The organism is Nitrosospira sp. Is2 (assembly GCF_033095785.1).
Taxonomy (GTDB): domain Bacteria; phylum Pseudomonadota; class Gammaproteobacteria; order Burkholderiales; family Nitrosomonadaceae; genus Nitrosospira.
The window spans coordinates 1,896,516-1,922,593 of record NZ_CP137134.1 but is presented as its reverse complement, the minus strand read 5'-3'; the positions used below and the strand labels follow the sequence as shown (position 1 = coordinate 1,922,593).

The window sequence follows — 26,078 nt, the reverse complement described above, 5'->3', positions numbered from 1 at the left end:
CCTGCTGGCATTAAAAACCTTGCTGCGTGCAAACAAAAACGCCAGTGGACGCTTCCCGGCGTCTTGAAAGAAGTTTTATGGAGGTAATAATTGCGGGGCTCAAGCTCACATTTTTGTTGGCAGGAGCCAGCGATTGTTATGCTGTAAATCGCACTCACTATTTGATAACCCACACCCAGATCTACAGTTGATCTTTTTCAGAAAGCAACTGTCTTATATTAGCCCTGATGAAAAAGTGGTTGTAATTATCACGAACTTGCTATAATTAAGAGCGGTCTAAGAATCGCTGGCGGTATTGCCCGCCAACAAACGTTGGAAGCTATTTCTGTACTCTCATATTAGTAACAGGAGGAAATGAATATGGCAACAACCTATGAAACGTCGAGCACGGCGAAGTCAGGAGGACGCGATTACGACATGTCGCTGTGGTACGACTCAAGGTGGTACAAATTTGGGCTCATCACCATGCTGGCGGTGGCGATATTCTGGGTCTGGTATCAGCGGACCTTTGCCTATTCGCACGGGATGGACTCGATGGAACCCGAGTTCGAGAAAGTCTGGATGGGATTATGGCGCGTACACATGATCGTCATGCCGCTGTTTGCACTGGTTACCTGGGGCTGGATCTGGAAGACCCGCGACACCCAGGCACAACTGGACAATCTTGATCCGAAACTTGAAATCAAGCGTTACTTCTACTGGATGATGTGGCTGGGCGTCTACCTGTTTGGCGTTTACTGGGGCGGCAGCTTCTTCACCGAGCAAGACGCATCCTGGCACCAGGTCATCATTCGCGACACGAGCTTCACCCCGAGCCATGTGGTTGTATTCTACGGCTCCTTCCCGATGTACATCGTCTGCGGCGTGGCAAGCTACCTGTATGCCATGACCCGTCTGCCGCTGTACTCCCGCGGCACCTCGTTCCCGCTGGTCATGGCCATTGCTGGTCCGCTCATGATTCTGCCGAACGTAGGCCTGAACGAATGGGGCCATGCCTTCTGGTTCATGGAAGAACTCTTCAGCGCACCGCTGCATTGGGGCTTCGTGATTCTGGGCTGGGCAGGTCTGTTTTCCGGTGGCATTGCAGCACAAATCATCACCCGCTACTCCAACCTGACCGATGTTGTCTGGAACGGACAGAGCAAAGTCATCCTCAACAACCGGATCGTACCCTGATCTGACCGGCTGACAGACTGAAACCAATACGGCCCTGCTCGCACAACCGCGCGAGCGGGGCCGTATCATTTCGTACGATCACGGTGCTGGTGTTACTGCACGGGACCGATAACAAGTGATATGCGTCCGTCGATGAACTACGAAAGGCGCAATGCCTTTATCAAACCCACCCAGTTATTCATTCCGTGCCGGAACAAGGACCTCGCGGTTGCCATTCGTTTGCATCGCTGAGACAAGGCCGGCACGTTCCATTTCCTCGATCAACCTCGCCGCCCGGTTATATCCGATGCGCAGATGCCGCTGTACCAGCGAGATAGACGCGCGGCGGGATTTGAGCACCACCGCGACAGCTTCATCATAAAGCGGGTCGGTCTCGCCGTTTCCTTGTCCGGCCATGCCTCCATTCTCATTTCCGCCGTTCTCTTCTTCCACTGCGCTCAGCACGCCATCCACATAACGCGGTTCACCATGCTCTTTCAGGTAATTCACAACCCGGTGAACCTCCTGATCGGCGACAAAAGCACCGTGAACACGCTGCGGGTATCCGCTTCCGGGAGGGAGATAAAGCATGTCCCCCTGGCCCAGCAGCGCCTCTGCGCCCATCTGATCTAGTATGGTCCGGGAGTCCACCTTGCTGGACACCTGAAACGCCACCCGCGTTGGAATATTGGCTTTGATAAGCCCGGTGATCACGTCTACCGAAGGGCGCTGCGTGGCAAGTAGTAAATGTACGCCCGCAGCGCGGGCTTTTTGCGCAAGCCGTGCAATCAACTCTTCGACTTTCTTGCCCACCACCATCATCAAGTCGGCAAGTTCGTCAATTACCACCACTATCAATGGCATCTCTTCCAGCGGCTCCGGAGTGTCTGGGGTCAAACTGAACGGGTTGGTAAGCGGCTTCTCGTCCCGCATCGCATCCCTTACTTTTTGATTGTACCCACCAAGATTGCGTACCCCCAACGTTGACATCAGCTTATAACGCCGTTCCATTTCCGCCACGCACCATCGCAATGCGCTTGCCGCCTGCCGCATATCCGTCACCACCGGCGCTAATAGGTGCGGAATGCCCTCATAAACGGACAATTCAAGCATTTTCGGGTCAACGAGAATCAGCCGCACCTGTTCAGGGGTAGCTTTGTAGAGCAGGCTCAGTAGCATGGCGTTAATTGCGACCGATTTTCCCGAGCCGGTCGTACCCGCGACCAGAACATGAGGCATTTTCGCCAGGTCCGCGCATACCGGGTGGCCACCTATATCCTTACCCAGCGCGATGGTCAACGGAGACCCCATGTCGGCATAAGCCTGCGAACTCAATATTTCCGAAAGCCGCACCACTTGACGCCTGGGATTAGGAATTTCCAGCCCCATACTGGTTTTGCCGGGGATCGTTTCGACTACGCGAATGCTTACCACCGACAGGGACCGGGCCAGGTCTTTCACGAGATTGAGAATCTGGTTTCCTTTCACGCCAACAGCAGGCTCGATTTCGTATCGGGTAATGACCGGACCAGGGTATGCGGCCACCACTTTGACCTCTACGCCAAAATCGATCAATTTTCGTTCAATCAGGCGCGACGTGAATTCAAGCGTGTCACTTGATAGCACTTCGACATCCTTCTTAACCGGCTCATCAAGGAGGTGTAACGGCGGCAGGGGCGAGTCCGGCAAATCAATAAACAGTGGCGTCTGTTTCTCCTTGATCACCCGTGGAGACTTGGCAATGACAGTCGCCGGCTGCTCGATATGCAAAGGTGGATTTTCCTGAAAACGTTTTTTTCCCATCTCCACCAATTCATCGCGTTTAATCGCCGAGACCGCGCCGGCGCGGCGGTCTTGCCAGTCCTCCCAGTGGCGCTTCACGAACAGACAACTCCCCTCGACTACGGCACCGAGCTTCTCGACGAAGCGCAACCACGACAAGCCGGTAAACAGGCTGAAACCGATCGCGATCAGTATTAACAGTGCGAGCGTCGCGCCGGTAAACCCGAGGGTCTGGGACAGATGCTTGCTGATAACAAGGCCCAGTACGCCGCCTGGGGTCTGAGGCAGTGTCATATTAAGCGTATATAGCCGCAGCGCCGCAAGCCCGCTGCTCGCAGCCAGCAACACAGTAAAACCGGCGACGGAGAGAAATAGCGGGCGGCGATCGAATATCCCCCCGTCGATGCGGTGGTAGATCCACGACACCAGAAAGACAAAAAAAAGCACCACCCACCAGGCCGAGACGCCGAATAGATATAGCAGCAAATCCGCGAGCCAGGCCCCGGCCAGGCCCCCGGGGTTGCCTGCGGCGGAAGTTTCGCCGCTGTGTGACCACCCCGGATCGGCGCGATCATAACCCTGCAATATCAGCGCCAGATAAAGGGCCAAGCCCAGCAGCGCAAGCGCGGCAGACTCGCGCAGCAGCCTGACGGCCCGGGGTGGCATGGGATTGGAGCCCGTTTTTTTTGCCATCGGCTTGTTGACAAAGCTCATGGATAACTACTGGCTAAGGAAAAGCAAACAAGATAGGGCTTGATTATATAGCGTTAAGCCAGACGGGCACGGTTAGCGGAAAAGCAGCGCCCGTGAATTAAGCTCGACTCCATTCTTTTACTTAGGCGCGGTTATGCGCCTGCTCTTCCATATCCCCAAGCTTTTCGTCCAGGATTTCAATCCAGTGGGCGACCGGCAATTTCGCGCCGCTCCGTATATGCATGAGGCAGCCAATATTGGCTGTCGCTATTCTTTCGGGGTCGCCAGACTGCAATGCAGTTACCTTATTTTTGAGCAGTTGTTGGGATAACTCCGGCTGCAGAATAGAATAGGTGCCGGCGGAGCCACAGCACAGGTGGGCGTCTGGCACATCAGTCAATTGAAAGCCCGCACTGACAAGAATTTTTTCCACCACGCCGCGAATACGCATGCCATGTTGCAACGTGCAGGGAGAATGAAAGGCAAGCCTGACGCCTTTTTTTCGTTTGGGCAAGCTGTCGAGAAGCAAAGCAAGCTTTTGGGCTTCAGCTTCAAGGACTTCGCTGATGTCCCTGGTCAATTCCGAAATGCGCGCCGCCTTTTCCGCGTACGCGGTGTCATGCCTCAACAGATGACCGTATTCCTTCACCGTCACGCCGCAACCGCTGGCGGTCATGACGATCGCTTCCACCTGCCCCCCAGGCTGGACGTACGGCCACCATGCGTCCACATTGCGTCGCATATAATCCATGCCTTCCTGCTGGGCATTAAGGTGGTAAGCCAGAGCCCCGCAGCAGCCCGCATCCGGTGCCTTGATAAGCGAAATGCCCAGCCTGTCGAACACGCGCGCGGCTGAGGCGTTAATCTGGGGCGCCAACGCCGGCTGAACGCAGCCTTCGAGTACCAGCATCCGGCGGTTATGACGCAAAGGAGGCCAGGCAGCCCCTGATTCTCGGGATGATGTTTCATGCTTGAGCAGAGATACGGAGTTCTTCAGCCCCCCCGGGAGCAGGGGGCGGGTAAACCGTCCCAGTTTCATCAGTGCTCCAACAACGCCCGGCCTGGCTAACGTCTGGCGAAGCGCATATCGCATCGAACCGTCAACCAGCCGCCGGCCCACTTTCTTTTCAACAATACCCCGACCAATATCCACCAGCCGCCCGTAGTGAACTCCCGACGGACAAACCGTCTCGCAGGCGCGACAGGTAAGGCACCGGTCAAGATGCAACTGCGTCTTTTCGGTGACGGGCGCGCCTTCCAATACCTGCTTCATGAGGTAAATCCGCCCGCGCGGACTATCCAGTTCATCCCCCAGCAATTGGTATGTGGGGCAGACGGCAAGACAGAATCCGCAATGCACGCAGCTCCGCAGTATCTCGTCTGCTTCCTGTCCTTCCGCTGTATTCTTGATGAAATCGGCCAGATTGGTTTGCATATTATATTTCCGGATACATTCTGCCCGGATTAAGTATACCTGCGGGATCGAATTTTTCCTTGAGGCGGCGGGTGATCCTCATCATTTGCGGCGTGAGCGGATGAAATACCGCAGCGGAAGACTCGCTATGGCGAAACAATGTTGCGTGCCCCCCCGCGGCGCTCGCTGTTTCCCGCACCGCTACTTGCAACGCGTCTCCTGCGTCATCAACTGAGAGCCAACGTAACGCTCCACCCCACTCAATCAATTGCGCTCCCGGCAGCGAAAGCGGCGGAGTAGTAGATTTGACCGACAATCGCCACAGCGGTTTTCCGCTCGAAAAAAACGAGTGCTGCTGTTCCCGCACCGAGTCCCAGAAGCCGGCGCCGTCCCTCAACTCTTCGCCGCCGATTATTGCATGCGCCGCTCTCACAGCGGGTTCAGCGCCGGAGAGCCTCAATATAAGCTGATCATCCCAAAAACAGGTAGCGGAGACAGGTAGCGGTTTGCCGGCCCAGAGATTCATCCTGCGGATGGCTTCGGCCTCGTCCATCGCCATTTGCAGCGTAACCTCCATTGCCGGCCGCGGCAGAACTTTCAGGGAAATTTCCAGCAGCAAGCCCAGCGTTCCCAACGATCCCGCCATCAAACGCGAGACATCATAGCCGGCCACATTTTTCATGACCCGGCCACCAAAGCTCAAATCGTTTCCTTTACCGTCGAGCATGCGTACCCCCAGTACGAAGTCCCGTACCGCTCCGGCATGGGCCCGGCGCGGACCGGACAACCCGGCAGCGACACATCCGCCGAGGGTTGCGCCGGACCCAAAATGCGGTGGGTCGAATGCGAGCATTTGGCGGTGCTTCGACAGTTCAGCCTCAAGATCAGTCAAGCGCGTTCCACAGCGAGCAGTAACAACCAGTTCGGTCGGTTCGTAATCCACCACGCCGGCATAAGCGGTGGGATCGAGGACGCTGCTGAGGCCGGCAGGATCGAGAGTTGGGCAATGTCCGTAAAAATCCTTGGTGCCCGCGCCACGTATTCGCAATGACTTTCTTTCCTCCGCGGCGGCGCGAATCTTATCGGCAAGCTGATCGATGAGGTATTGCATATACGATGGAGTGATCAGCCTTTAAAAAAATTAGAATCTCGGCAGTTCGGCAAATTTTTCTTTTCCCTGATGAACGTGCATGGCGCCATGCTCGGCACAACGGCGGAGGGTGGGCACGGCCTTTCCGGGATTCAGGAGTCCGGAAGGATCGAATGCTGCTTTTACCGCATGAAACATTTCCAGCTCCCCAGCCTTGAACTGGGAACACATCTGGTCGATTTTTTCGATACCAACCCCATGCTCGCCGGTAATGGTTCCGCCGGCCTCAATACACATCTGGAGTATACGCGCGCCAAACTCCTCGGTTAGTTCAAGCTCTCCGGGCCGATTGGCATCATAAAGAATCAGGGGATGCAAGTTGCCATCGCCGGCGTGGAAAACGTTCATGCAACGTAGACCATATTCGGCAGAAAGCGCTTCGATCCCGGATAATATGTTTGCAAGGTTTTTGCGTGGAATGGTCCCGTCCATGCAATAGTAATCGGGTGAAACACGGCCTGCTGCCGGAAAGGCCGCCTTACGCCCAGCCCAGAATCTGAGCCGCTCCGCGTCGTCGCGGGAGGTCCGGATGTCGATCGCGCCGCTCATCTTCATGATTTCGTTGATTTGGCGGATTTCGTCTGCCACTTCCTCCGCCCCGCCATCAGATTCACACAACAGGATCGCTGCGGCCTCGAGGTTGTAGCCTGCGTGGACGAATTCCTCCACGGCGCGCGTTGTAATCTGGTCCATCATCTCCATGCCCGCAGGAATGATGCCCGCCGCGATGACATTGGCGACCGCATTTGCCGCCGCCCGAATGTCAGCAAACCCGGCAAGAACCACCTGTGCTTTTTCCGGCCTGGGAATGAGTTTGACTGTAGCCTCCGTCACAATCCCCAGCATTCCCTCGCTGCCGGCCATAAGCGCGAGCAAGTCGTACCCGGGGGCATCCAGACCCTCGCTCCCTATTTCGAGGATCTCGCCCTCAATGGTTACTACGCGCAATCCGGCAATGTTGTGAACGGTTAGACCGTATTTCAGGCAATGTACGCCCCCTGAGTTCTCCGCCACGTTACCTCCGATGGTGCATGCGATCTGCGAGGAGGGATCGGGAGCATAATAGAGGCCGTGGGGCGCCGCCGCCTCGCTGATAGACAAGTTGCGCACCCCTGGCTGCACCCGGGCAGTACGCGCCAGCGGATCAATTTCGAGTATGCGTTTCAGTTTGGCGAGCGACAACAGAAGTCCCTCTGAATGGGGTAGCGCGCCCCCCGAGAGTCCCGTGCCAGCGCCGCGCGCGACTACGGGAATCTTAGCAGCGTGACAAACCCGTAAGATTTCGACCACTTCTTCTTCCGTCTGGGGCAGCGCAACAACCATCGGCGCCTGCCGATAGGCTGAAAGGCCGTCGCACTCGTAGGGCCTAACGTCCTCGATCTCATGCAGCACTGCTTCAGGTGGCAAAAATGTGCGCAGTCGCGCCGCCAATTCAAAAGCATTCATTTCAATTCATTAAATCCGGTTTATCGAAGCCCTGGTCAAGTCCCTTGTTCACATCCCGGATCTCATGATTGGCCAGCCTCTCCAGCACTTGCACCATTGCCGTGCTGTCCAGTCGGGCGCCGCCGTGAGCGATGCATGAGTTGAATAGCTCCTGAACAGCAGCTGTATTGGGCAAACTGACGCCGAGCGTGCGCGCGCCAGAGAGGGCGAGACCCAAATCCTTTTGATGCAGTTCGACGCGAAATCCCGGATCGAAGTTACGCTCGATCATTCGCTTGCCGTGGACCTCCAGCACCCGGGATGAAGCGAATCCACCCATGAGCGCCTGCCGCACCTTAAGAGGGTCTGCTCCCGCCCTGGATGCGAAAAGCAATCCCTCGCCTACCGCCTCAATTGTAAGCGCGGCGATGATCTGGTTGGCGATTTTGCAGACCTGCCCTGAGCTGTTGGGGCCAATCAACGTTATACTTGAACCGAGCAGTTCGAGAATGGGCTGTATTTTAGTAAATACGGCTTCGGTCGCGCCTACCATGATGGTAAGGGTAGCATTCTTCGCGCCTATGTCGCCACCGGAGACGGGCGCGTCGACGTAGTCGCAACCAAGCTTGTTAATAGCGGCGGCAAATTCCCTGGTTTCGAACGGCGATATCGTGCTCATGTCCATCACCAGCTTCCCCGGGCTCAGTCCATCGGTTATACCATTCTCGCCGAAAAGTACCCATTTTACATCCGGTGTATCAGGCAGCATTGTAATAACCAACTCAGCGTTTCGCGCTACCTCACTGGGCGAAGAACACGCCCTGCCGCCACGCTTGAGCAATTCCTCAGGCACCCCGCTACGGGAATGCAGGAATAGCTCGTGTCCCCCACCGAGAAGATGCCCCGCCATAGGCCGCCCCATTATGCCGAGGCCGACAAAACCGATTTTCGTCATGTTGCGCTCATCTATATAATGTGCCGCTGCTTCCAGCATAGCAGCGCGACGTGGAAGTCTACACCAGCGGAAACCCGCCGCATGAAAAACCCTGGAGCACGTGCTCGACAGGGAAGTGAGTCAGGCTCATTGAAGCAGGTCCTATCGAGCCCGGATGACAGGACAAGTGTTGTTCAACCTTACAGGTGAATCTACAGCTACAGCTGCGGTTATTAATTTCGCGTTCGTCATTAAACTTTTCCAACCCATCCTAATCAAACCAATTCATTATTCAGCCCATTTACATGATGCCAAGCGCGAACCACATGTGCCATTTTTTTATTCTTATGCATGACAAAGGCTTCACCAGCACGAAACGCGCCTTGAAAACCAGGCGGATCCAGAACGGCGGGATCCAGAACGGGGCAACGGCTGCCGTTTTCGTTAGAGGGGAAGCATAGGCATGAGTTCTTCACCTGTGACTATCATTGGTAGCGGCCTTGCCGGATACACCGTGGCGCGGGAATTTCGCAAGCTGGACACAGAAACACCCATACAGATCATTTCAGCGGATCACGGCGGTTTTTACTCCAAGCCGACCCTTTCCAATGCTCTGGCGACCGGAAAAACGCCTGCGTCGATCGTTACCGCCACGCACGACAAAATGGCCGAGCAGTTGAAGTTGACCGTCCGTGCACATAGCCGGGTGACGGCAATCGACGCTGCCACGAAAAGCGTGAGGCTACAGAACGGGGAACAGTTGTCGTACAGTCAGCTCATCCTCGCGTTAGGGGCTGATCCGATTCGACTGCCTTTGGAAGGCGACGGAACGGAGGCTATTCTGTCAGTCAATGATCTTGACGATTACCGACGGCTGCGTGGCACCCTGGAAGGGAAAAAGGATGTGACGATCCTGGGCGCTGGCCTGATCGGCTGCGAGTTTGCCAACGATCTGACCATCGCCGGTTACCGCGTACGGGTCATTGACCTCGGCGCGCAACCTCTGGGCCGGCTTCTGCCCCAGGCAGGAGGGGCCTTCATGCAGCGTAAGCTGGAAGCAGCCGGAGTGGTTTTTCACCTGGGGACCACGACCAGAAGCGTGGAGCGCATCCATGAAAGCTTGCGCGTAACCCTCTCCAACGGGGAAATCATACAAACGGATATCGTGCTCTCCGCGGTAGGGCTTCGGCCGCGAACTGCCCTGGCTGAAGCAGCCGGGATCGAGATAAATCGCGGCATTAAGGTCGGGCGCTCGCTGCAAACCCGCCATGAAGGTATATATGCGCTTGGCGACTGCGCGGAGATCGAAGGGAGGGTGCTCCCGTTCGTCATGCCAATCATGCATGCCGCCCGCGGCCTTGCGGCGACGCTTGCGCAAAACCCTACGCCAGTACGGTATCCTGCGATGCCGGTGCTGGTAAAAACACCGGCCTGTCCCACGGTGGTGTCACCGCCCGATGCCAGCGCGCAGGGCGAATGGCTGGTCGAGGAGGACGCAGACAGCGTCAAGGCATTGTTCAAAAGCATGGACGACAAATTGCTTGGCTTTGCGCTGCTCGGCGCATCAACCAAGGAGAGAAACGCGCTTGCCGCTCAGTTGCCGGCAGTGATGGAATGATGCCAGCTACCCGAACGGCGGTACCAGTTCGGGCATTGCAATGGAGTAGATGCCCCGGCGCCGCCAGGGAGTCCAGGGCATTTATCCCGCGTGATCAGTAACCCTTCGAATGCATACACGAGGCGTACGCTTCGCGATACTGTGCATCATGTGATTTGGTTTCATTAAGTCCATAAAGCGATCCCCCGGCCGCGCCAGTTACCCCGCCAATGGCGGCTCCCTTCCCGGCCCCGCTCCCTCCGCCTGCGATCGCACCGCCGGCAGCGCCAACTGCAGCGCCTATGGCGGCACCCAGAGCGGCGTTTTTGAGTACTTCTTCGGTTTTGCTGTCTACCTGCTCATTCGCGTACTGGTTGCAAGCCTGCATGACCGACTGTGAAGGATGTGCAGGCTGGGCCGCCCGGCCCGGATGTGCAGTTTGTGGCGGAGGAGGGGGCACGCCGGCAGAAGCCGTTCTAGTTGACTGCGCGACACGGGCAGGCGCCGGGGTCGGCCCGCCCTTCTCTCCAGCCCCAGGGGCAGGAGTCAACTCGACTTGCGCAGCGGGAGATTCAGGCTGCCCTGTCTTCGAGTCCTTTCCGGTGATCATCAAGGTTGCGCCAACGCTTGCACCTACCAGCAGTATTCCAATGGTTACAAGCTTCCAATAATTAACCGATTCGTTTGACACTTGATCTCCTTCTTAAGTCTTCTGCCACTATTACCTCAACTCCCCGCCACCCCGGTAAGCGTATCTCAGTGAGCGCCGTGATCCTTGTGCTGATGGCTTGTATGCTTGCCACCCTTATCCTTATCCTTGCCCCCGTTTTCATGGCCCTTATGCTTGCCTTTTCCATTCGCATGCTCATCCTTCGCTCCCAAATGCCCTGCGTGGTCTTGATGCCTCACCTCGGATCGTTCCTGACCCTTCGTGGCGCCCGAACTCCACTGAGCATTTGAGTTCGCGCTTCCCTGCTGTCCCATATGCTCTGTTGCCTTACCGCCTGCGCCGCTAGGATGGTCTCCATGCTGGCCCCCGCCACCGTCGCGCGCCAGCGCTGCGTTGCCGCCCATGAGAATAAAACCCGCCAATAACACCGTTGCACTTTTACGCATGACTGCTCCCTCTTGTAGTTTAAATCCAAAGCAAAGTTAGTCGGCTTCATTACTGCTGAGCCGAGCGCACAGAATACACAACATCATGTTCTTTGCGAACTATTACGTTTTTTTTATATTACCCGTACCCGATTAGCGTGACCATTGGACTTAAGTACACTGTTGAAACAGAAAGCAGGTATCAAATCATTTTCATATCTCCGATAACGCAACGTCTATTCCCCGTCGTTTACAAGCCCCCGAACTGCGACTGCTGGGGTGCGGTAGATGCCGGTATGGGGTGAATTAAACTCGGCCGCTTCGCACCAGTTTTTCGACCCGACCCTTGAACGCCGGATTCTCTGTTTGACACGCTTGAAGAGTTGTGAATTTTTCGTGAAATTTTTGGTTTTGCAAGACAACGGAATCTTCCACTGATGCGTTATATCCACATGGCCGCAATGAAAACAGGATTTCGGAAAAATCCTACTTCACTCCCGGCATGGAACATACCTACTACTATGGATTGAAAACATAAATGAGAAAAATAAGATTGATCTGTGTCGCGCTCATCCTGCTCGGGTCAATGCCCACAAACCATGCGTGGGCAGGCAGAGGTCACGGACACCATAATCATGGGCACCATAACCATGGGCACCATCAGCACGGCCACAACCATCACCGAGGGGGTCACGGAGGAATTGGGCTGGCGCTAGGGCTCGGCCTACTAGGTTATGGCCTTGGCTACTATGGCAGCCGGGCTCCTTCCTATCCTCCCTCATACGGCTACCCGCCGGCTTCGGGCTACGCGCCTGGTTATGGCGGTTATGGTTATGCGCCGAGTTACGCCCCCCCCGCCTCGCCGGGTTATATACAACAGTGGGGAAGGTAAGCAACTTGAGGCACTGATTGTTTCTTTCGATAAACGCAGCCATCACGGAATGGAGTTACGGAATGAGAAGAATGAGCTTGCTCTGCGCTGCCCTGGTGCTGCTTGGGTCCGTCCAGGCCAATACTTCATGGGCGCGTGGAGGTCACGGCCATCACCACCACGGCGGGCACCATCATCACGGCGGCCATCATCACCATGGCCATCACCACGGAGGGGGATGGGGCGGGTTTGGTCTGGGGCTGGGGATGGGAGTATTGGGCTACGGTATAGGTTCGATGGCAAGAGCACCATACTATCCACCTTCATATGGCTATCCGCCTGTAGGGTATGGCGCCAATTACGGGTATCCGCCAAACTACGGTTACGCACCGGTCGCCCCCGTCGTTTTGCCGCCGTCTGCACCCCCAGTTTATATTCAGCAGGAGATCGTGCAGGTGCAGCCGCCCGCACCGAGTGCCAACTATTGGCATTACTGCCGGCAGCCGGAAGGCTACTATCCATACGTTAAAAACTGCCCTGGCGGCTGGCTTCAGGTTGCTCCTGAGCCGCGTCAATAAGGCGAGGCGATGATGGGAAAAGTTTCCCGATTTTCCGCCCTGGTGGCGATTTCTTCGCTAGCCGCTTGCGCCAGCGTCCCGACTGGTCCCAGCATGATGGCCCTCCCGGGCTCTGGCAAAAGTTTCGAACAGTTCCGCCACGACGATTACTATTGCCGACAGTTTGCCCACGAACAGATTGACGGCATGACGCCGAACCGGGCGTCAATATCCAGCTCTGCCGCGAGCGCTGCCGTTGGCACTGGACTAGGCGCGGCCGCGGGCGCGGCATTGGGAGGTGGACGAGGCGCGGCTATCGGGGCAGGGACCGGTCTGGTGGTCGGCAGTTTGGCCGGGACGCATACCGCAGGGGCATCCGGATATGCCAGCCAGCAACGCTACGATAACGGATATGTGCAATGCATGTATGGTAAAGGTCATCGTGTGCCCGTACCGGGGCAGATAGCCAACAACCCTTACATCCGCGGCGTCAACCAGCACATGAATCTGTCATACCCATCCTATCCTCCTGCCAGAGGTGTGCAGAGAAACCCCTTCCCGCCACCCCCGCCTCCACCTCCTGGCATCCCGCCACCGCCCCCACCGCGATAGGGCCCAACGAATTGCCTCAAACGCTTCATTAATTTTCAGGATGACAGCGGCCATTTAGTCCAGCAGCTTCCCACGAATTTGCTTTAATGAAGTTATGAAATGGCAGTTCGTTCCAGGCGCGCTCTTCGCCCTTTGTTGGGGATTTCCCTCCTATGGAGAGGACTATGCGGCCTTGCGTCAAAAAATGGTGGCGGAGGTGATCGCTGCATCCGGTAGTGCGCCGCCTTCTTCCGCCGTTACGGCTGCCATGGGAAAGGTGGAGCGCCATCGTTTCGTGCCGTCCTGGCTGGCGCTGTTTGGCTATCGCAACCAGCCCCTTCCCATCGGCTATGGCCAAACCATTTCGCAGCCCATTGTGGTTGCACTGATGACGGATCTGCTCAGGGTCAAGGGTGGCGACAAGATCCTCGAAATCGGTACGGGCTCAGGTTATCAGGCGGCTGTTCTGGCGGAAATCGCCAAATCGGTCTATAGCATCGAAATTATCGAGCCACTGGGACAGCAGGCCACGGAGCGGCTCCAGTCTCTCGGCTACCACAACGTTCAAATCAGGCTCGGCGACGGGTACTATGGCTGGCCGGAGGCGGCACCATTCGATGGCATCATCGTAACAGCGGCTGCCAGTCACGTGCCGCCCCCTCTGCTCAAGCAGTTGAAACCGGGCGGGCGCATGGTGATCCCGCTTGGCGCGAGTTTCATGACTCAATATTTAATGCTGGTGGAAAAAAAACCCGACGGTTCGGTCTCCAGTCGCCAAATTGAGCCGGTGAGGTTTGTCCCGCTGACCGGCGGGCACTAATGCCGCGGCCGCCATTTATCGCCATTGCGCTGCTCTCCGCGTGCGTCCTGGCGTATGAGGTCCTGCTGACGCGCTTGTTCAGCATTGTTCTGTGGCACCACTTCGCCTACATGATCATCAGCGCTGCGATGCTCGGGTACGGCGCAAGCGGGGCAGTACTGACGTTGCTGCAGGACAAGATCGCCCCGCATGTCGGAATAGCCTATGTGACGGCCACTGTGGGGATGGCTGTTTTGATGCCCACCGCTTTTCTCCTTGCGCAACAGGTTCCTTTTAATCCACTGGAACTGTTATGGGATAAAACCCAGCTTACGGGACTGCTCGCGATCTATCTGCTGATGATGGCACCCTTCTTTTGCGGCGGCCTGGGGATCGGCCTGGTGATGTGGCACTTCGCCCGCCAGGCTGGCCGTATCTATGCTTCCGACATTCTGGGCGCGGGGGTCGGCAGCCTTGGCGTTATTGCTGTGCTGTTTCTCGCACCGCCTCACAAAATACTGGCCATTGTTACCGCACTTGCTTTTCTCGCCACCGCCGTCGCCATATTAGAAATGAAGATGAAGCGGAAATGGATGGGCGTTTTTCTTGGACTGGCTTTTTTGATCGCCATGGTTGTACCCAGCACCTGGCTGAAAGGCGTTCCTTCTACCTATAAGGATTTGAGCCAAACGTTGAATATTGCGGGGACGCGTTTGCTTGATGAGCGCTCCAGCCCGCTGGGGCAGGTGTCAGTAGTGGGAAGCCCGCGTATTCCGTTCCGCCATGCGCCGGGAATGAGTCTCAACGCGATGGACGAGCCTCCGCCCCAGTTAGGCGTGTTCGTAGATGGTGATGGGCCATCTGTGCTCACACAGTTCGATGGCACTTTAGCGCCGCTGGCTTACCTCGACCAGCTTACCTCAGCGCTGCCCTACCATGTGCTCAAGCCGTCACTTAAACCGCCGCATGTTTTGGTGCTCGGCGCCGGTCCCGGCAGCGATGTTCTGCAGGCGCTCTACCACGGTGCGTCTGCTGTTGATGCGGTAGAGCTTGATCGCAACGTAATCGATCTGGTGGAGCAGCGCTTCCGGGAGTTTGCAGGTGACCTTTACCATCGGCCGGAAGTGCATGTGCACAAAGCAGAGGCACGCGGCTTCGCCAACACGACCACCGACCGCTATGATCTCGTGCAGGTGGCACTGCTGGACTCGTTCGGCGTCGCCTCGGCGGGGTTGTACGGCCTGAGCGAAAGCTACCTTTATACGGTAGAGGCGTTACGGACCTATCTAAGCCGCTTGGCGCCGGGAGGGATGTTGGCCATCACCCGGTGGCTTTCCCTTCCACCCCGCGACGCGCTAAAACTGTTCGCCACAGCCGTGATCGCCCTGGAACAAGACGGTGTGTCCAGCCCCGCTGCACGCCTTGTCATGATAAGGGGATGGAAAACCGTTACCGTGCTGGTGAAGAACAGCGATTTCACGCCAGTGGAAATCGAGGCGGTCAAGGAGTTCTGTCGCAAACGTTCTTTCGACGTAGCCTATTACCCAGGCATGTCGGCGGATGAGGCAAACCGGTACAACCTCCTGGCGCAACCGTACTTCTTCGAGGGAGCGGTGGCACTACTGGGCTCGCAGCGGCAGGATTTTATCGACCGGTACAAGTTCTACATCGAGCCAGCCACGGATGACCGGCCTTATTTTTTTCGATTCTTTAAATGGAGCGCAGCCGCGGAACTGCTCGCTTTGCGAGAGCAGGGCGGCATGCCGCTACTCGACTGGAGCTATCCCCTGCTGGTCGCGACCTTGGTCCAGGCGTTTGTCGCCAGCGTTCTTCTGATCCTGGCGCCGCTGGCCGTATCCCGTGCCCGGCGCGCGCTGCCCGCCGCGCCGGTCGCGCTGTACTTTCTCGCCATTGGTCTGGCGTTCATGTTTATGGAAATCGCCTTCATTCAGAAGTTCGTGCTTTTTCTTGCCCACCCCTTGTACGCAGTCGCAGTTGTTTTGTGCGCGTTTCTGGTGTTCGCCGCCGCCGGTAGCTGGCTTACCGCACGATTGCAACGCGGAAAGATGGGCAGGAGCTACCTGACAGTGGTAATAGTAATAATGGCGTTGATTTCCTTAACCTATCTCATGATCCTGCCGGAGGTGTTTAAAGCGCTTATCCACCTGCCCGATCCGACAAAAATCGCTATTTCCATTGCGTTGATCGCCCCACTCGCGATATGCATGGGAATGCCCTTCCCTACTGGCACAATGCGGCTCGCGAACACCTCGCAAGACAGCGTACCGTGGGCATGGGCGATCAATGGCTTCGCGTCGGTAGTGGGGGCAGTCCTTGCAACGTTACTCGCAATTCATCTTGGGTTTGCCGCGGTGATCATCCTGGCTGTCCTGATCTATGCTGGGGCGGCTGTTGCATTGCGTAGGTTCGCATGACGACCGTACGCGCAGAGGCTGTCGGAAGAGTCAAAAATGCCTTAGCCGATGAGTGGCACGAATGCCAGTCAGGTGATGATCGGAGGACATCCCTCATATAATCGGTCCACAACTCGATCACGTACCCGACAGCCCGGTATTAGGTGCCGGCTGACCGTTTTACTGAACCGCATCGTAAGATCCGAAACGCGTGCCGGTGCTCGATGTCTCAGCCTTCGCCCATTGTCGGCCAGATCAGAAAGACTTGGACGGTTGTACTTAAAACATGCTGTTTATCGGCTATGCTTTAAGTGCCAATTTTTTTGCGCCAAACTGACCTGTCATGGGAGTAACTACCGTGCCTGATTCTGTCACTGATCTCGAACTCGCAGTTGCGCCCGTAAGTGATTTAGGCACTCGTAAGCCAGAGCAAGGAATAGGCTTGTGTCTTTCGGGAGGAGGATACCGAGCGTTGATCTTCCACGTCGGGGCACTCATCCGTCTGAATGAGACCGGATACCTCTCGGAGTTGAAACGGGTTTCCGGTGTCTCTGGGGATCAATCACTGCCGCATTGCTTGGCCATAAGTGGAAACAACTCGATTTTCACAAAGGCCAGGTTTTAAACTTGACTCGGGAAGTCGTTGATCCTATTCGAGCGTTTGCGCACGAAACAGTCGATCTCCGTTCTGTTATTACCGGGGCACTGCTACCGGGAACGATCAGCGACAAGATGGCTGCCGCCTACAGGAAATACCTGTTCGGCGATGCTACGCTTCAGGACCTGCCTGACGATCCTCCTCGTTTTGAAATCAATGCGACCAACGTGCAGAGCGGTTCGCTGGTATGTTTTTCCAAACCATACATGAGAGACTGCAAGGTAGGGGAGATTCACAATCCAACAATCGCCTTGGCCGAGGCTGTAACTGCTTCGTCCGCGTTTCCGCCCTTTCTTTCGCCCGCGTTCATTGATCTCAACCCCGAAGCATTCAGCCCCCCGGTCGGCGAATCCCTGGCAGCCGACAGTTATCGTAAGCGAATGGTGCTTACTGACGGCGGGATCTCTGACCAGCTTGGCTTAGAAACAGTGGAAGCGTTTAGATACGGTGCTGGTATCTGATGGGGGCGGGAAGTTTTCTCCAAACGCAGACCCGGGCGAAGACTGGCTTCGCCACACCGAGCGTGTACTTGATGTGATTGACGACCAAGTGCACAGGCTACGCAAGCGGCAATTGATCAGTTCATTTGAGGCGGGACTACGAAAAGGCTGTTACTGGGGCATCACGACCAATATTGCCGACTATAAGCTTGCGACCGCCCTGCCGTGTCCGGTAGACCGCACCTCCAGCCTGGCTGCCGAGCCGACAAGGCTTTCAGACATGTCGATAGAACCCAGGAACGCCTGATAAATTGGGGCTACGCAGTCTGCGACGCAGCGCTGCGCCGCCACCTCGATCCGTCTCTTAAAATTCCTGCAGGTTTCCCCTATTCTCGTGGTGTATGAGCCAGATTCCGTCCGGGATATCGGGCGAGGCAGAATCAGGGACGGTGAGTGTGACGAAAAAGGGTTGTAAATCAGTGTGCAAAGCTGACGGGGGGTTTCCGTCTGATATCAGGTTGCATATTTTTGACGACAGCCACATCCGCCAAAGCGGAACGCCGCCAGATTACAAAACTCGCGGCGTTGCTTAAATCAACATATAACCCCTATCGCGAACCGGAACATTGGGACGCTAAACGCTGATCAGGCTCAGCCTACACCACCGCTTCTGCAGCCCTGGCAACTATTCATGAAGTAACTCACTAGCGTCACTTTAGCGGGGTCGGTACCAGCGTATTCAGTATTGTCCACGAAAAGTCTGATTTGAGTGTCCCGTCGAATACGGGGTCGTTAATACTCATGTAGAAATCAGTGGCGTACGGCATTCCAGTTTTAGGGCTCGGTACGTAGGCCGCCATGTTGTGACAGGTCATGCAGTTGGTCTGAGTACCTGTTGTGTTATTGACCGTACCATTGATCGGGCGACTAATGCCGAATGTGTCAGGCCCGAAACCGGCTTCCAGGTAGGGATTATAGCCGTAAACGGAGCTACCCACGTTCTGGCCTCCTGTAATCGGCTGCGGGGGCGCAACCGTGTAGTAGGCAACCGACATCGCATAATGCTTGGCTGCCTCATCAAGGTAGCTTAAAGGGCGGGCGGTGGCGATAGCTGAGGAACTCGGCTCAAAGGGCCGATCCGCGTTGGCGGACCACCAAAATGTTTGCCACGTCCACACCTTGTCCTCGCGCGTGGTCACATGCATCCCCACCAGAATGGCGTAATCGCCCTCGGCGACCTTGATACCGAGTTGGTTGGTCAGATAGGCCGCATCGTCTGCCGAGACTTTATTGTGAATGAAATTATTTAGGTAGAAAGTGCTGGCTGCCGTCCTGTTCTTGCATCCCGGGTCATTACTATTGCCACCCGCGCCACTTAAGGTATTGATATCGACATATACGCAACTGTTCCAAATGGATTCATCGAAACCTTGTTTTGGATCCGGAGGAGTAGGGCCGGGCCAGCCGGGAAATGTATAAATCCCATTAGGCACGGTTTTGGAAATAATCTTATATACGGGCTTTATCGTTATAGAGTTATTCGGGAAATTGGGAATTTCGGTGTAGCCATTTTTCATGTATTGCTGCAACGTACTTTCATAGAACAACCGGTTGGCGATCGCATGCTCAGCACCTGGAGGATTGTAAGCAACCGAGACAAAGATATTGGTGTCGGGAGCACCGGTAGCAGCCGCAGCCGCAACAGCCTTGACATTCATCGCCTTTGCTTTCGGTTTTTGGCCGTGTCGGAATTGACGTGGCACTGACAACTCCAGGCCAGGCCGTTTTAGCGGAGCGGCCACTCCTTTCAGGCTGGCGTTGACCGGAGCGCTACGGAAAATGATATTCGACGGCACGGTCCAGGTCTGGAACGCGCGAACGGCAATACCGTCGATAAGGCCGACTTGTTGCGTCAGTCCTGACCAAATGCCCCAACCGTGTCGATAGATCTGATTTAAATCCCCCGTGTATATCCACTGGTTCAGCAGCGTTTCGGATTGGGGGAAAACGAAATTGGGATCCGGTTTCGGCAAGTCGGGCAGACAAATCAAATTTCCGTCGATATTGCCGATGTCGCCATAATGACTGATAGAGTTCAGGCAAGATCCTAACGTGTTGAGCTTGGTTGCATGAGAAGCCCCATTTAGCTTTTTACAGGTAGCCGCCAAGGCGTCACCGGCGACTGAGACATTGGTACAAGAAAGTTGATAGCTGCCATTTGGGATGTTCTGCGAATGGACCGGTAAGGTGATCGCCTGAGCAGTAAGGCCAAACAATAGTGCAAGGTGATGCGTGTTCATTTGGATCCTTTTTCGGTAATCAGTCGTGAAAATGAAAGTTGCCTCTGGTTTTTCATTTAATCGTCTCGTGAGCGCTTTCAGGCAACACTGACGACCGCCAAGTAATCGCGGATAAGTCCACACTCAATAACAGCGATATTTATAGTATTTGCAGTGCGGCTATATTTACTGTTAAGAAAGAGCTTTAAAGACAGGTCTTTTCTCAACATGGGTTCAACCACGTTCAGTGGAGCGTTTGAAGAGATGCCGCAATTTTTCTGCGCGGACAGGGAGAGGCGTGAAAGGGTGAGAGGATGGAAAGCTGCGCCCCTATTTAGGCAGGCGTTCTATGGCATAGCCGCTCTCTAAAAATTTGGGGGCAATTCACAGCGATATGAAATTTTGAATAGTGATGGGTGGGTCAAGTTATGACCGTCGGACGGAAACCGATTGGTCCGACCGGAGTTGATGGGCGAAACTCAGGGGGGGTATAAGTAAGGTAAAAACTCCAGGAAGGTAAGTAATAATCAACCCTCCTGACGACGAGGTATGAGGCGGCCCTGGGCCAGAAGCACAAGCCCAATAGTTGCGGGCTTAACGCTCCCATGACCTTATCGGCATTTAATTGTTTTGCTCAGTACGTTTAAAATAACGGCGTCGGGGCGACACGAGGACGTTAGCTCATCTTTCCATCCTGTCCCAAACCTGCCCTCTGCGGCGCGCCAGTGCCCGTCCTATAAAACACCTATTTGAGCAATGAAGCAATCTGCGTGCGGGTGCCCGAATCCACCCCCGAATGCAGTGCGCGGTTGAGATAGGCTGCGCCTTCCGCATATTTACCTCCCTTCATATAGGCAACGCCGAGGTGATAATAGGCGTTGCCTTCCGCCAAGTTGTTGCTCTCATGGGAGTGATCATCTGACTCGTCGTGGCTGGAAAGATGCTCACGATGATGCTGTGCGGCTTTAACGGCGGCTTCCAGCAGCGGCGTTCCTTTTTTTAGGTCGCCGGACTGCACTAGTACCCATCCATAGGTATCTTGAATTGAGGGCTCATTTTGAGCCAGGGCATATGCGCGCTCGGCGAGCTTCTGAGCTTCACTAAGAGTGGATGAATCCGTCGATAGATTAAGGGCGAGCTTTTGCAGGGCGGGGGCGTGATTGGGCATTTTTTCCACAATGCGGCGATATGCGCTGTTCGCCTGGGCCGTTTTTCCTGATTGATCCAGGATCGATGCGAGCTTGAACAGCAGGGTTGGATTGTCCGGGTTGGCCTCCAACGCTTTCTGCAACGTGCTCTCAGCCTTAGGAAGCGCGTTTGCCGAAATGTAAAGATCTCCCAATTCGACCCACGCATCCACAAAAGCGGGAATCAGTTTCACCGCCTGCAGAAAACCCGCTTCCGCTTCGGAGGGCTTGTTTTCGTGGATGTACAACATAGCCGCCAAATAATGGGCTCCTGCAAACTGTGGAGACTCTGCGAGCAGTTCATTTACCGTCCTGAGCGCTAGGGCATACTGGTGATTTCGCGCCTGAGCCTCGGCAAGAAGGTACTTCACGGACGGATTTTGGACGGAATGCTCCTTCAAAGTCTTGATGGCGTCGGCTGGGCTTCCGCGATCAAATTGGAATGCCGTCAGCCTTGCCAGCAGCGGAGACAAATCCTTTTTTTCCGTCTTCGATACCAGCGACTCCAGAACCCCGATTGCCTGCTTCCGATTCCCTTCGAGCACATACACTTCGGATAACTGAAGAGAAGCCAGCCTGCTATAGGCGGGATTTTCCTTGATGATGGCCTGTAACCGCTCGCGCGCCTTCGGATAATCCTTCTCCAGCTTGAATAGCGCAGCCTGCGCCAGGCGCAGATCCGGATTTACCGAAGGTAGTGTTTTTTCGAGCGACCGGATGAGCCTCGCTGCAGCGGCCTTGTCTCCTTGCTCCAGATAGGCAGAAGCCAGCACCAGTTCGCCCCCGCGACCGGTTCGAGAGGAATCTGCTTTTCCAATCAGGGGGGCCAGCAGTTTAATTGTCTTGTCGTATTGCTGCGTCTGATTAAAGAGCTTCGCTGTCAGGACGTGAAATTCTGACATCATGCCCGCCCCGAAGCGGGGGTCCCCAATCGCCTCGGTATAGTGCCCGAGGGCAGCTTTCGTATCGCCCTGAGTTTCCGCCAGCCAACCAAGATAACGCCTCGCCATCCCATCGGCTTTGTTGATTGATACCACTCGCTGTAACTCGGCCGCCCCTTCCTGTCTTTGCCCGTCCATCAGCAGAGAAACGCCGAGCTTGGAACGAGCGGAAGTTTGGGCCGGATTTACGCTGAGAACGCGGCGAAAGGAGACAATCGCCATTTTCCAATTTTTTTCTTCCATAAATATCAGACCCGCTACTTCCGTGGCGCGCGGGTCTTGCGGATGCCTGGCAAGAAACCGCGCCAATTGCAATTTAGCTTCCTTGCGCTCGCCCTGTTTCAGCAGCGTCACTACATCCTGCAACTCATTGTTAACGGCGATAGAGGCATAAGGGGCGGCAGAGGGTGCGTTGGCCGGATTATCCGGCTGCAACTCGAGCATTACCGCAAAAACGGGAGTCAAACCAAGGGCTGTGGAGAACGCCAGGGCAACCGATATCGCCTGGCGACGGAATAAGCGCATCGAAATCTCCTAAATGTGACGATTTGTAAGTTTGCGGGCTATCACGGGATGACGTAGCCCATGGAAGCGGCGACGGGCCGCACTGCATCAACCGCTTGGGGCGGCATATGGGAAATGTAATTACGGTAACGTTGGATAGACGAGGAATAGATAGGACGCGAAATCTGCTCATAGCTTGCCGTTCTGGCTACACGCCTGTTTTCGTGAAACTTCAGGCATGCGGGATGGTAAGCGGCGCCTATGAATTGCAGCAAATCTCGGATGCTCAATTCGGGCTCATGGATGGTATTTTCATAGCCGACTCTCATATACCGCAACTTATCTATCCGCGGCGCCAGCTGTTCAACATGACGCCACGTGCGCGCGATAGCGTGTGCCGTGTCAGCGAGGGTCAGAGACCAGTCATTCCCCCATAAAAAATTCTGTGAAAAGACCGACAGCATGGAATCCAGGGGATGCCGCAGAACATGGATAACGGGCGCGGCCGGGAACAACAAATGTATCAGCGGAAGATGAAGCATGTTGAAAAGGGATTTATCCACAATCCAGCGCTTTCCTTGGGTACCTTCCTGCGCGGTAAGTCGCTCCATATAGGCATCGCGCAGGTCAAGCAAAGGACGCGCGTCTTTATTCGCCAACAAAGCCTCCAGTGCCGCCGGCAAATCGGCTCCCGCCCCCAGCCGTGTCGTCTCCAGATGCGAAAGAAAGGCCAGCTCCCCGGCTGCGCCCATCTCGGGATGAGACGCGAGTATCTGCTCGATTAGCGTCGTACCCGAGCGATGAAAACCTACTACGAATATAGGGATCGAGTGGGAATCGGTTGCGGTTGAACCAATTAATTCCCGGAGCTCTGCAATTTTCTGGGGAGTAAAGTAGGTTTCGGCAATATCCAGTGCCTCGAACTCGGCGAGAGGGTCGTGCGTAATATTGCGTAGCCGGGCGAGCACTCGTTTAGAAGCGGAAAAAGCTTCATAAGCTTCCGCATACTGGCCCATTCCATCCAAATTGTGCGCTCGTTCGTTATGGATGGAGATATAAGTGCGCTCACTTGCGGTCGTGGGGTCTATCGCATCCAGCGCGCGCAGCGCTTCCGGCCATTGTTTCTTTCGCCGCAAGCACTTCGCTAAAACCACCTGAGCGCTTGCGTTACCGGCTTGTAAATGTAGAGCGCTACAGGCGGCGGCCGCGGCATCCTCGGGCTGATTGTTCAGTTCGAGCATCGCTGCCAGGCTGGCATGCGCTTCAGCATAACCGGGACCGTTTAAAACGCTTTTCTGAAAAAATTGAATTGCCTCCTCCACGCCTCCTTGATAGTAATAAACGTGTGCGAGGTTGTGATACGCCTTCCAGTTATCGGGATTACGCTCGATTACCTGCCGATACTGTTCTCCCGCCTCGGGAAAAGCGCCGAGTTCGAAATATGAATTTGCCAGGTTAACGCGCGCGTCTTCGAAATCATTCTTCTCGATCAGCGCCCGGGTAAACTGAAAGGCAGCATCCTGATACCGCTGCGTCATGGCTAAGGCCGTACCGTAATGATAAAACGCTGCCGCATCGCGCAAACCGTTGGCTATTGCCGCTTCCATAAATGAAATCGCTCTAACGGTCTCGCCGGATTGCAAGAGGGCGTAACCCATCAGATAATTTGCTCCCGCATGATGTGGCTGACCCAAAAGTACTTGCCCACATTTTTCGGCGGCCGTTACATAGCGATGAGTCTGTAATAGCTCAATTACCTGCGAAAGCGACACAACTTTCTCATAGGAAGGAATAGACTGGACCGTGTTGGCACCGCAACATTGCTTATACTTTTTCCCGCTGTTGCATGAGCAAGGACTGTTCCGACCGAGTTTTTGGCTGGTTGAGGTCATATAACCGGAGTTCATTGCCCGGCGCCTTCGTGAATCAGAAGCTCGCCAGCTCGTTGCGCCCCGACGAACTTCATCGGGAATGGTTCAGCTAAAAGCAAGAAGATCTTGTTATAGGAAAGCCGGATAATCATTTGGGTCGTCGATAATATTAAATGTTGCTCGAATGTTGCTTGAGGCACATTTGGGACTAAAGGTGGAGAATTCATCTGAATCCCCCACCTTCTCGCTCAGAAATTGCCTTACTTCACGCGTTTACGACGTCCTGCAACGCCCAGCCCCATCAGGCCCAAGCCGACGAGGGACAACGTGCCAGGTATGGGAATCTGTCCGCCGGGGCCATTGTCCATCCCAAGGTTAATAGTCAACAGCCCGATATCAGTCAACGATCCATCGGAGGCCTGCACTTGTGCAACGTACGTTCCTACCGCCGAGCCTGCTGAATTCCACACGAACTGCTGAGTAGCGGAATTGAAGGTTGGCGCATTGATACCTCCCCCGAGGAAACCAACGAAACTCCAGGTCAAACCTCCGGGAGGATTGGGATTGCCATCATCGGTGGCGGTGAACTGGAAGTTGATGGTGTCGCCCACCAACGCATTGATGACCATGTCCGACACAACGGGAGCAAGGTTGCCGCTGCCCGTATTGACCGCATCGAACAACCAGTCAAATTCCACGCTGCTTCCGTCGCTCGCACTGATATGGCCGCTGAAGGCATAATCAGCGCCGATGTTTCCATCGGCGTTGTCCGGATATGTCGCAGTATTGGCTGAAGAAATGAACAACTGACCGGTAACAGGATCAATGGTGAAACCTGGCGGTTGGGTCGGAATGCCATTCAAAATCTGGTCGTAGCTTAACGTCAGGCCGGGACCTGCGACCGCGCCCAAGTTGCCAGAATAGTCGCTTCCCCGGACGACCTCAGGCTGAACCGCACTAAAGTTGAAGAGAATGGGCGTGTTCGCGCTGGTACCGTTCCACACAATCGTGGAATTCATCGTCCAACTGGTAGAACTGTTGCTGCCGGGCCAGTTAGCAATGCCATCAACACGGCAGCAACTGTTGCCTGTGATGCTAAAAGTCCCGCCGCCGGACAACTGGAACGTATCGATATTTGTTACCTTGGTAAAACGAACGTCGGATGTATCGACTACGCTCGATGCGCGACTAACAAGGCTCGCCCCACCTACGTTTGACGCGACGCTGCTTACTGAAGTCGGCCGCCAAAAGCTCGTGGTTGTAACCGTTAATTTCCCGTCTGAGTCAACGGAAGGAATCATTGCCGCGCCTCGAAAATGCGACGCGTCCGCCATCCCACCGCTGAACGCTGCGATGACCCCCGCAGCGATTGCTGTGTGTTTCAAATTTTTCATATTTCCTCTTATTTATTGTTTTAACGACAAAGAACACCCAGTATTCCCATCCCCGAACCACTAAGTAATAGCGATACCCGGTGCCCTAACCAGGGCGAAAGCACAAATCGTGCCGCTCTATACGGATCAAAAGGCCTAACGAGTAACCCGTTGTCGCAGAATGGTTATCTATCTTTATGAATCGGTACTACTGCCAAAAAGATGTCAAGGTATCCGACAACGAGGAGAAAATCTCATGACGGCTTGGTGACTGGCATGACTGGGATTAGGTGGAACTCGCAACTGTGCCGGATTGAAGATTTAGCATGGCGGTTTCAAGCGTTGGTA

20 protein-coding genes and 1 pseudogene are annotated in these 26,078 nt (G+C 55.2%); 9 read left to right on the top strand and 12 right to left on the bottom strand.

Annotated elements, in window-relative coordinates; all coding sequences use genetic code 11:
• Positions 1-360: 360 nt before the first annotated feature.
• Entirely contained in the window at positions 361-1,176 is an 816-nt protein-coding gene (locus R5L00_RS08425) for a methane monooxygenase/ammonia monooxygenase subunit C (protein ID WP_317650648.1), read from the top strand.
• Between the two features lie 174 nt (positions 1,177-1,350).
• Here the strand turns inward: R5L00_RS08425 and R5L00_RS08420 are convergent, their stop codons facing one another.
• From R5L00_RS08420 to R5L00_RS08400, 5 genes are all read right to left on the bottom strand, one after another.
• A complete protein-coding gene (locus R5L00_RS08420) occupies positions 1,351-3,651 on the bottom strand; it encodes a DNA translocase FtsK (protein ID WP_317650644.1) in 2,301 nt (766 codons plus the stop codon).
• A 121-nt stretch (positions 3,652-3,772) separates the two neighbouring features.
• On the bottom strand, positions 3,773-5,065 hold the full coding sequence (glcF, locus tag R5L00_RS08415; protein ID WP_317650642.1) for a glycolate oxidase subunit GlcF: 1,293 nt from the start codon (positions 5,063-5,065) through the stop codon (positions 3,773-3,775).
• Between the two features lies 1 nt (position 5,066).
• Positions 5,067-6,155, bottom strand: coding sequence for a glycolate oxidase subunit GlcE (gene glcE / locus R5L00_RS08410; protein WP_317650640.1), 1,089 nt, complete (start codon positions 6,153-6,155; stop codon positions 5,067-5,069).
• 30 nt (positions 6,156-6,185) lie between these two features.
• Positions 6,186-7,640 (bottom strand): FAD-linked oxidase C-terminal domain-containing protein, encoded by a 1,455-nt coding sequence (locus tag R5L00_RS08405; RefSeq protein ID WP_317650638.1) that lies wholly within the window; start codon positions 7,638-7,640, stop codon positions 6,186-6,188.
• A gap of 1 nt (position 7,641) precedes the next feature.
• Entirely contained in the window at positions 7,642-8,574 is a 933-nt protein-coding gene (locus R5L00_RS08400; RefSeq protein ID WP_317650636.1) for a 2-hydroxy-3-oxopropionate reductase, read from the bottom strand.
• A 442-nt stretch (positions 8,575-9,016) separates the two neighbouring features.
• Between R5L00_RS08400 and R5L00_RS08395 the strand changes: the two genes are divergently transcribed.
• A complete protein-coding gene (locus R5L00_RS08395) occupies positions 9,017-10,171 on the top strand; it encodes an NAD(P)/FAD-dependent oxidoreductase (protein WP_317650634.1) in 1,155 nt (384 codons plus the stop codon).
• A 94-nt stretch (positions 10,172-10,265) separates the two neighbouring features.
• On the opposite strand, the gene R5L00_RS08390 is transcribed toward R5L00_RS08395, so the two are convergent.
• Together R5L00_RS08390 and R5L00_RS08385 are read right to left on the bottom strand one after the other, a co-directional pair.
• A complete protein-coding gene (locus R5L00_RS08390) occupies positions 10,266-10,841 on the bottom strand; it encodes a hypothetical protein (RefSeq protein ID WP_317650632.1) in 576 nt (191 codons plus the stop codon).
• Between the two features lie 65 nt (positions 10,842-10,906).
• Positions 10,907-11,266 carry a hypothetical protein gene (locus R5L00_RS08385; protein WP_317650631.1) on the bottom strand — a complete coding sequence of 120 codons (360 nt, stop codon included), beginning with the start codon at positions 11,264-11,266 and terminating at the stop codon, positions 10,907-10,909.
• Between the two features lie 517 nt (positions 11,267-11,783).
• Here R5L00_RS08385 and R5L00_RS08380 point away from each other — a divergent pair.
• The 7 genes from R5L00_RS08380 to R5L00_RS08350 all read left to right on the top strand — a co-directional run bounded on the left by R5L00_RS08380 (position 11,784) and on the right by R5L00_RS08350 (position 17,882).
• Positions 11,784-12,137, top strand: a complete 354-nt coding sequence (locus R5L00_RS08380) for a hypothetical protein (protein ID WP_317650629.1) — start codon at positions 11,784-11,786, stop codon at positions 12,135-12,137.
• 62 nt (positions 12,138-12,199) lie between these two features.
• Complete coding sequence (locus R5L00_RS08375; RefSeq protein WP_317650627.1) at positions 12,200-12,694, top strand: hypothetical protein; 495 nt, start codon at positions 12,200-12,202, stop codon at positions 12,692-12,694.
• Positions 12,695-12,703: 9 nt separating this feature from the next.
• Positions 12,704-13,285 carry a YMGG-like glycine zipper-containing protein gene (locus tag R5L00_RS08370; RefSeq protein ID WP_317650625.1) on the top strand — a complete coding sequence of 194 codons (582 nt, stop codon included), beginning with the start codon at positions 12,704-12,706 and terminating at the stop codon, positions 13,283-13,285.
• Between the two features lie 94 nt (positions 13,286-13,379).
• Positions 13,380-14,084 (top strand): protein-L-isoaspartate(D-aspartate) O-methyltransferase, encoded by a 705-nt coding sequence (locus R5L00_RS08365; protein ID WP_317650623.1) that lies wholly within the window; start codon positions 13,380-13,382, stop codon positions 14,082-14,084.
• Positions 14,084-16,498 carry an SAM-dependent methyltransferase gene (locus R5L00_RS08360; protein ID WP_317650621.1) on the top strand — a complete coding sequence of 805 codons (2,415 nt, stop codon included), beginning with the start codon at positions 14,084-14,086 and terminating at the stop codon, positions 16,496-16,498. Before R5L00_RS08365 ends, R5L00_RS08360 begins: the two co-directional genes overlap by 1 nt.
• Before the next feature lie 552 nt (positions 16,499-17,050).
• The gene (locus R5L00_RS08355; RefSeq protein WP_317650619.1) at positions 17,051-17,596 is read left to right on the top strand and encodes a patatin-like phospholipase family protein; all 546 of its coding nucleotides are present in this window, start codon (positions 17,051-17,053) and stop codon (positions 17,594-17,596) included.
• The gene (locus R5L00_RS08350; protein WP_317650617.1) at positions 17,583-17,882 is read left to right on the top strand and encodes a hypothetical protein; all 300 of its coding nucleotides are present in this window, start codon (positions 17,583-17,585) and stop codon (positions 17,880-17,882) included. The genes R5L00_RS08355 and R5L00_RS08350 overlap by 14 nt, the downstream gene beginning before the upstream one ends.
• Before the next feature lie 403 nt (positions 17,883-18,285).
• On the opposite strand, the gene R5L00_RS08345 is transcribed toward R5L00_RS08350, so the two are convergent.
• The 5 genes and pseudogenes from R5L00_RS08345 to R5L00_RS08330 all read right to left on the bottom strand — a co-directional run bounded on the left by R5L00_RS08345 (position 18,286) and on the right by R5L00_RS08330 (position 25,751).
• Entirely contained in the window at positions 18,286-19,875 is a 1,590-nt protein-coding gene (locus R5L00_RS08345; protein WP_317650615.1) for a hypothetical protein, read from the bottom strand.
• A gap of 724 nt (positions 19,876-20,599) precedes the next feature.
• Positions 20,600-22,507 carry a tetratricopeptide repeat protein gene (locus R5L00_RS08340; RefSeq protein WP_317650613.1) on the bottom strand — a complete coding sequence of 636 codons (1,908 nt, stop codon included), beginning with the start codon at positions 22,505-22,507 and terminating at the stop codon, positions 20,600-20,602.
• A gap of 41 nt (positions 22,508-22,548) precedes the next feature.
• Positions 22,549-24,258, bottom strand: a complete 1,710-nt coding sequence (locus R5L00_RS08335; protein ID WP_317650611.1) for a tetratricopeptide repeat-containing sulfotransferase family protein — start codon at positions 24,256-24,258, stop codon at positions 22,549-22,551.
• Between the two features lie 63 nt (positions 24,259-24,321).
• Positions 24,322-24,378: pseudogene (locus tag R5L00_RS15895) on the bottom strand (hypothetical protein); the annotation flags it as partial.
• Positions 24,379-24,617: 239 nt separating this feature from the next.
• Complete coding sequence (locus tag R5L00_RS08330; RefSeq protein WP_317650609.1) at positions 24,618-25,751, bottom strand: hypothetical protein; 1,134 nt, start codon at positions 25,749-25,751, stop codon at positions 24,618-24,620.
• Positions 25,752-26,078: the final 327 nt, after the last annotated feature.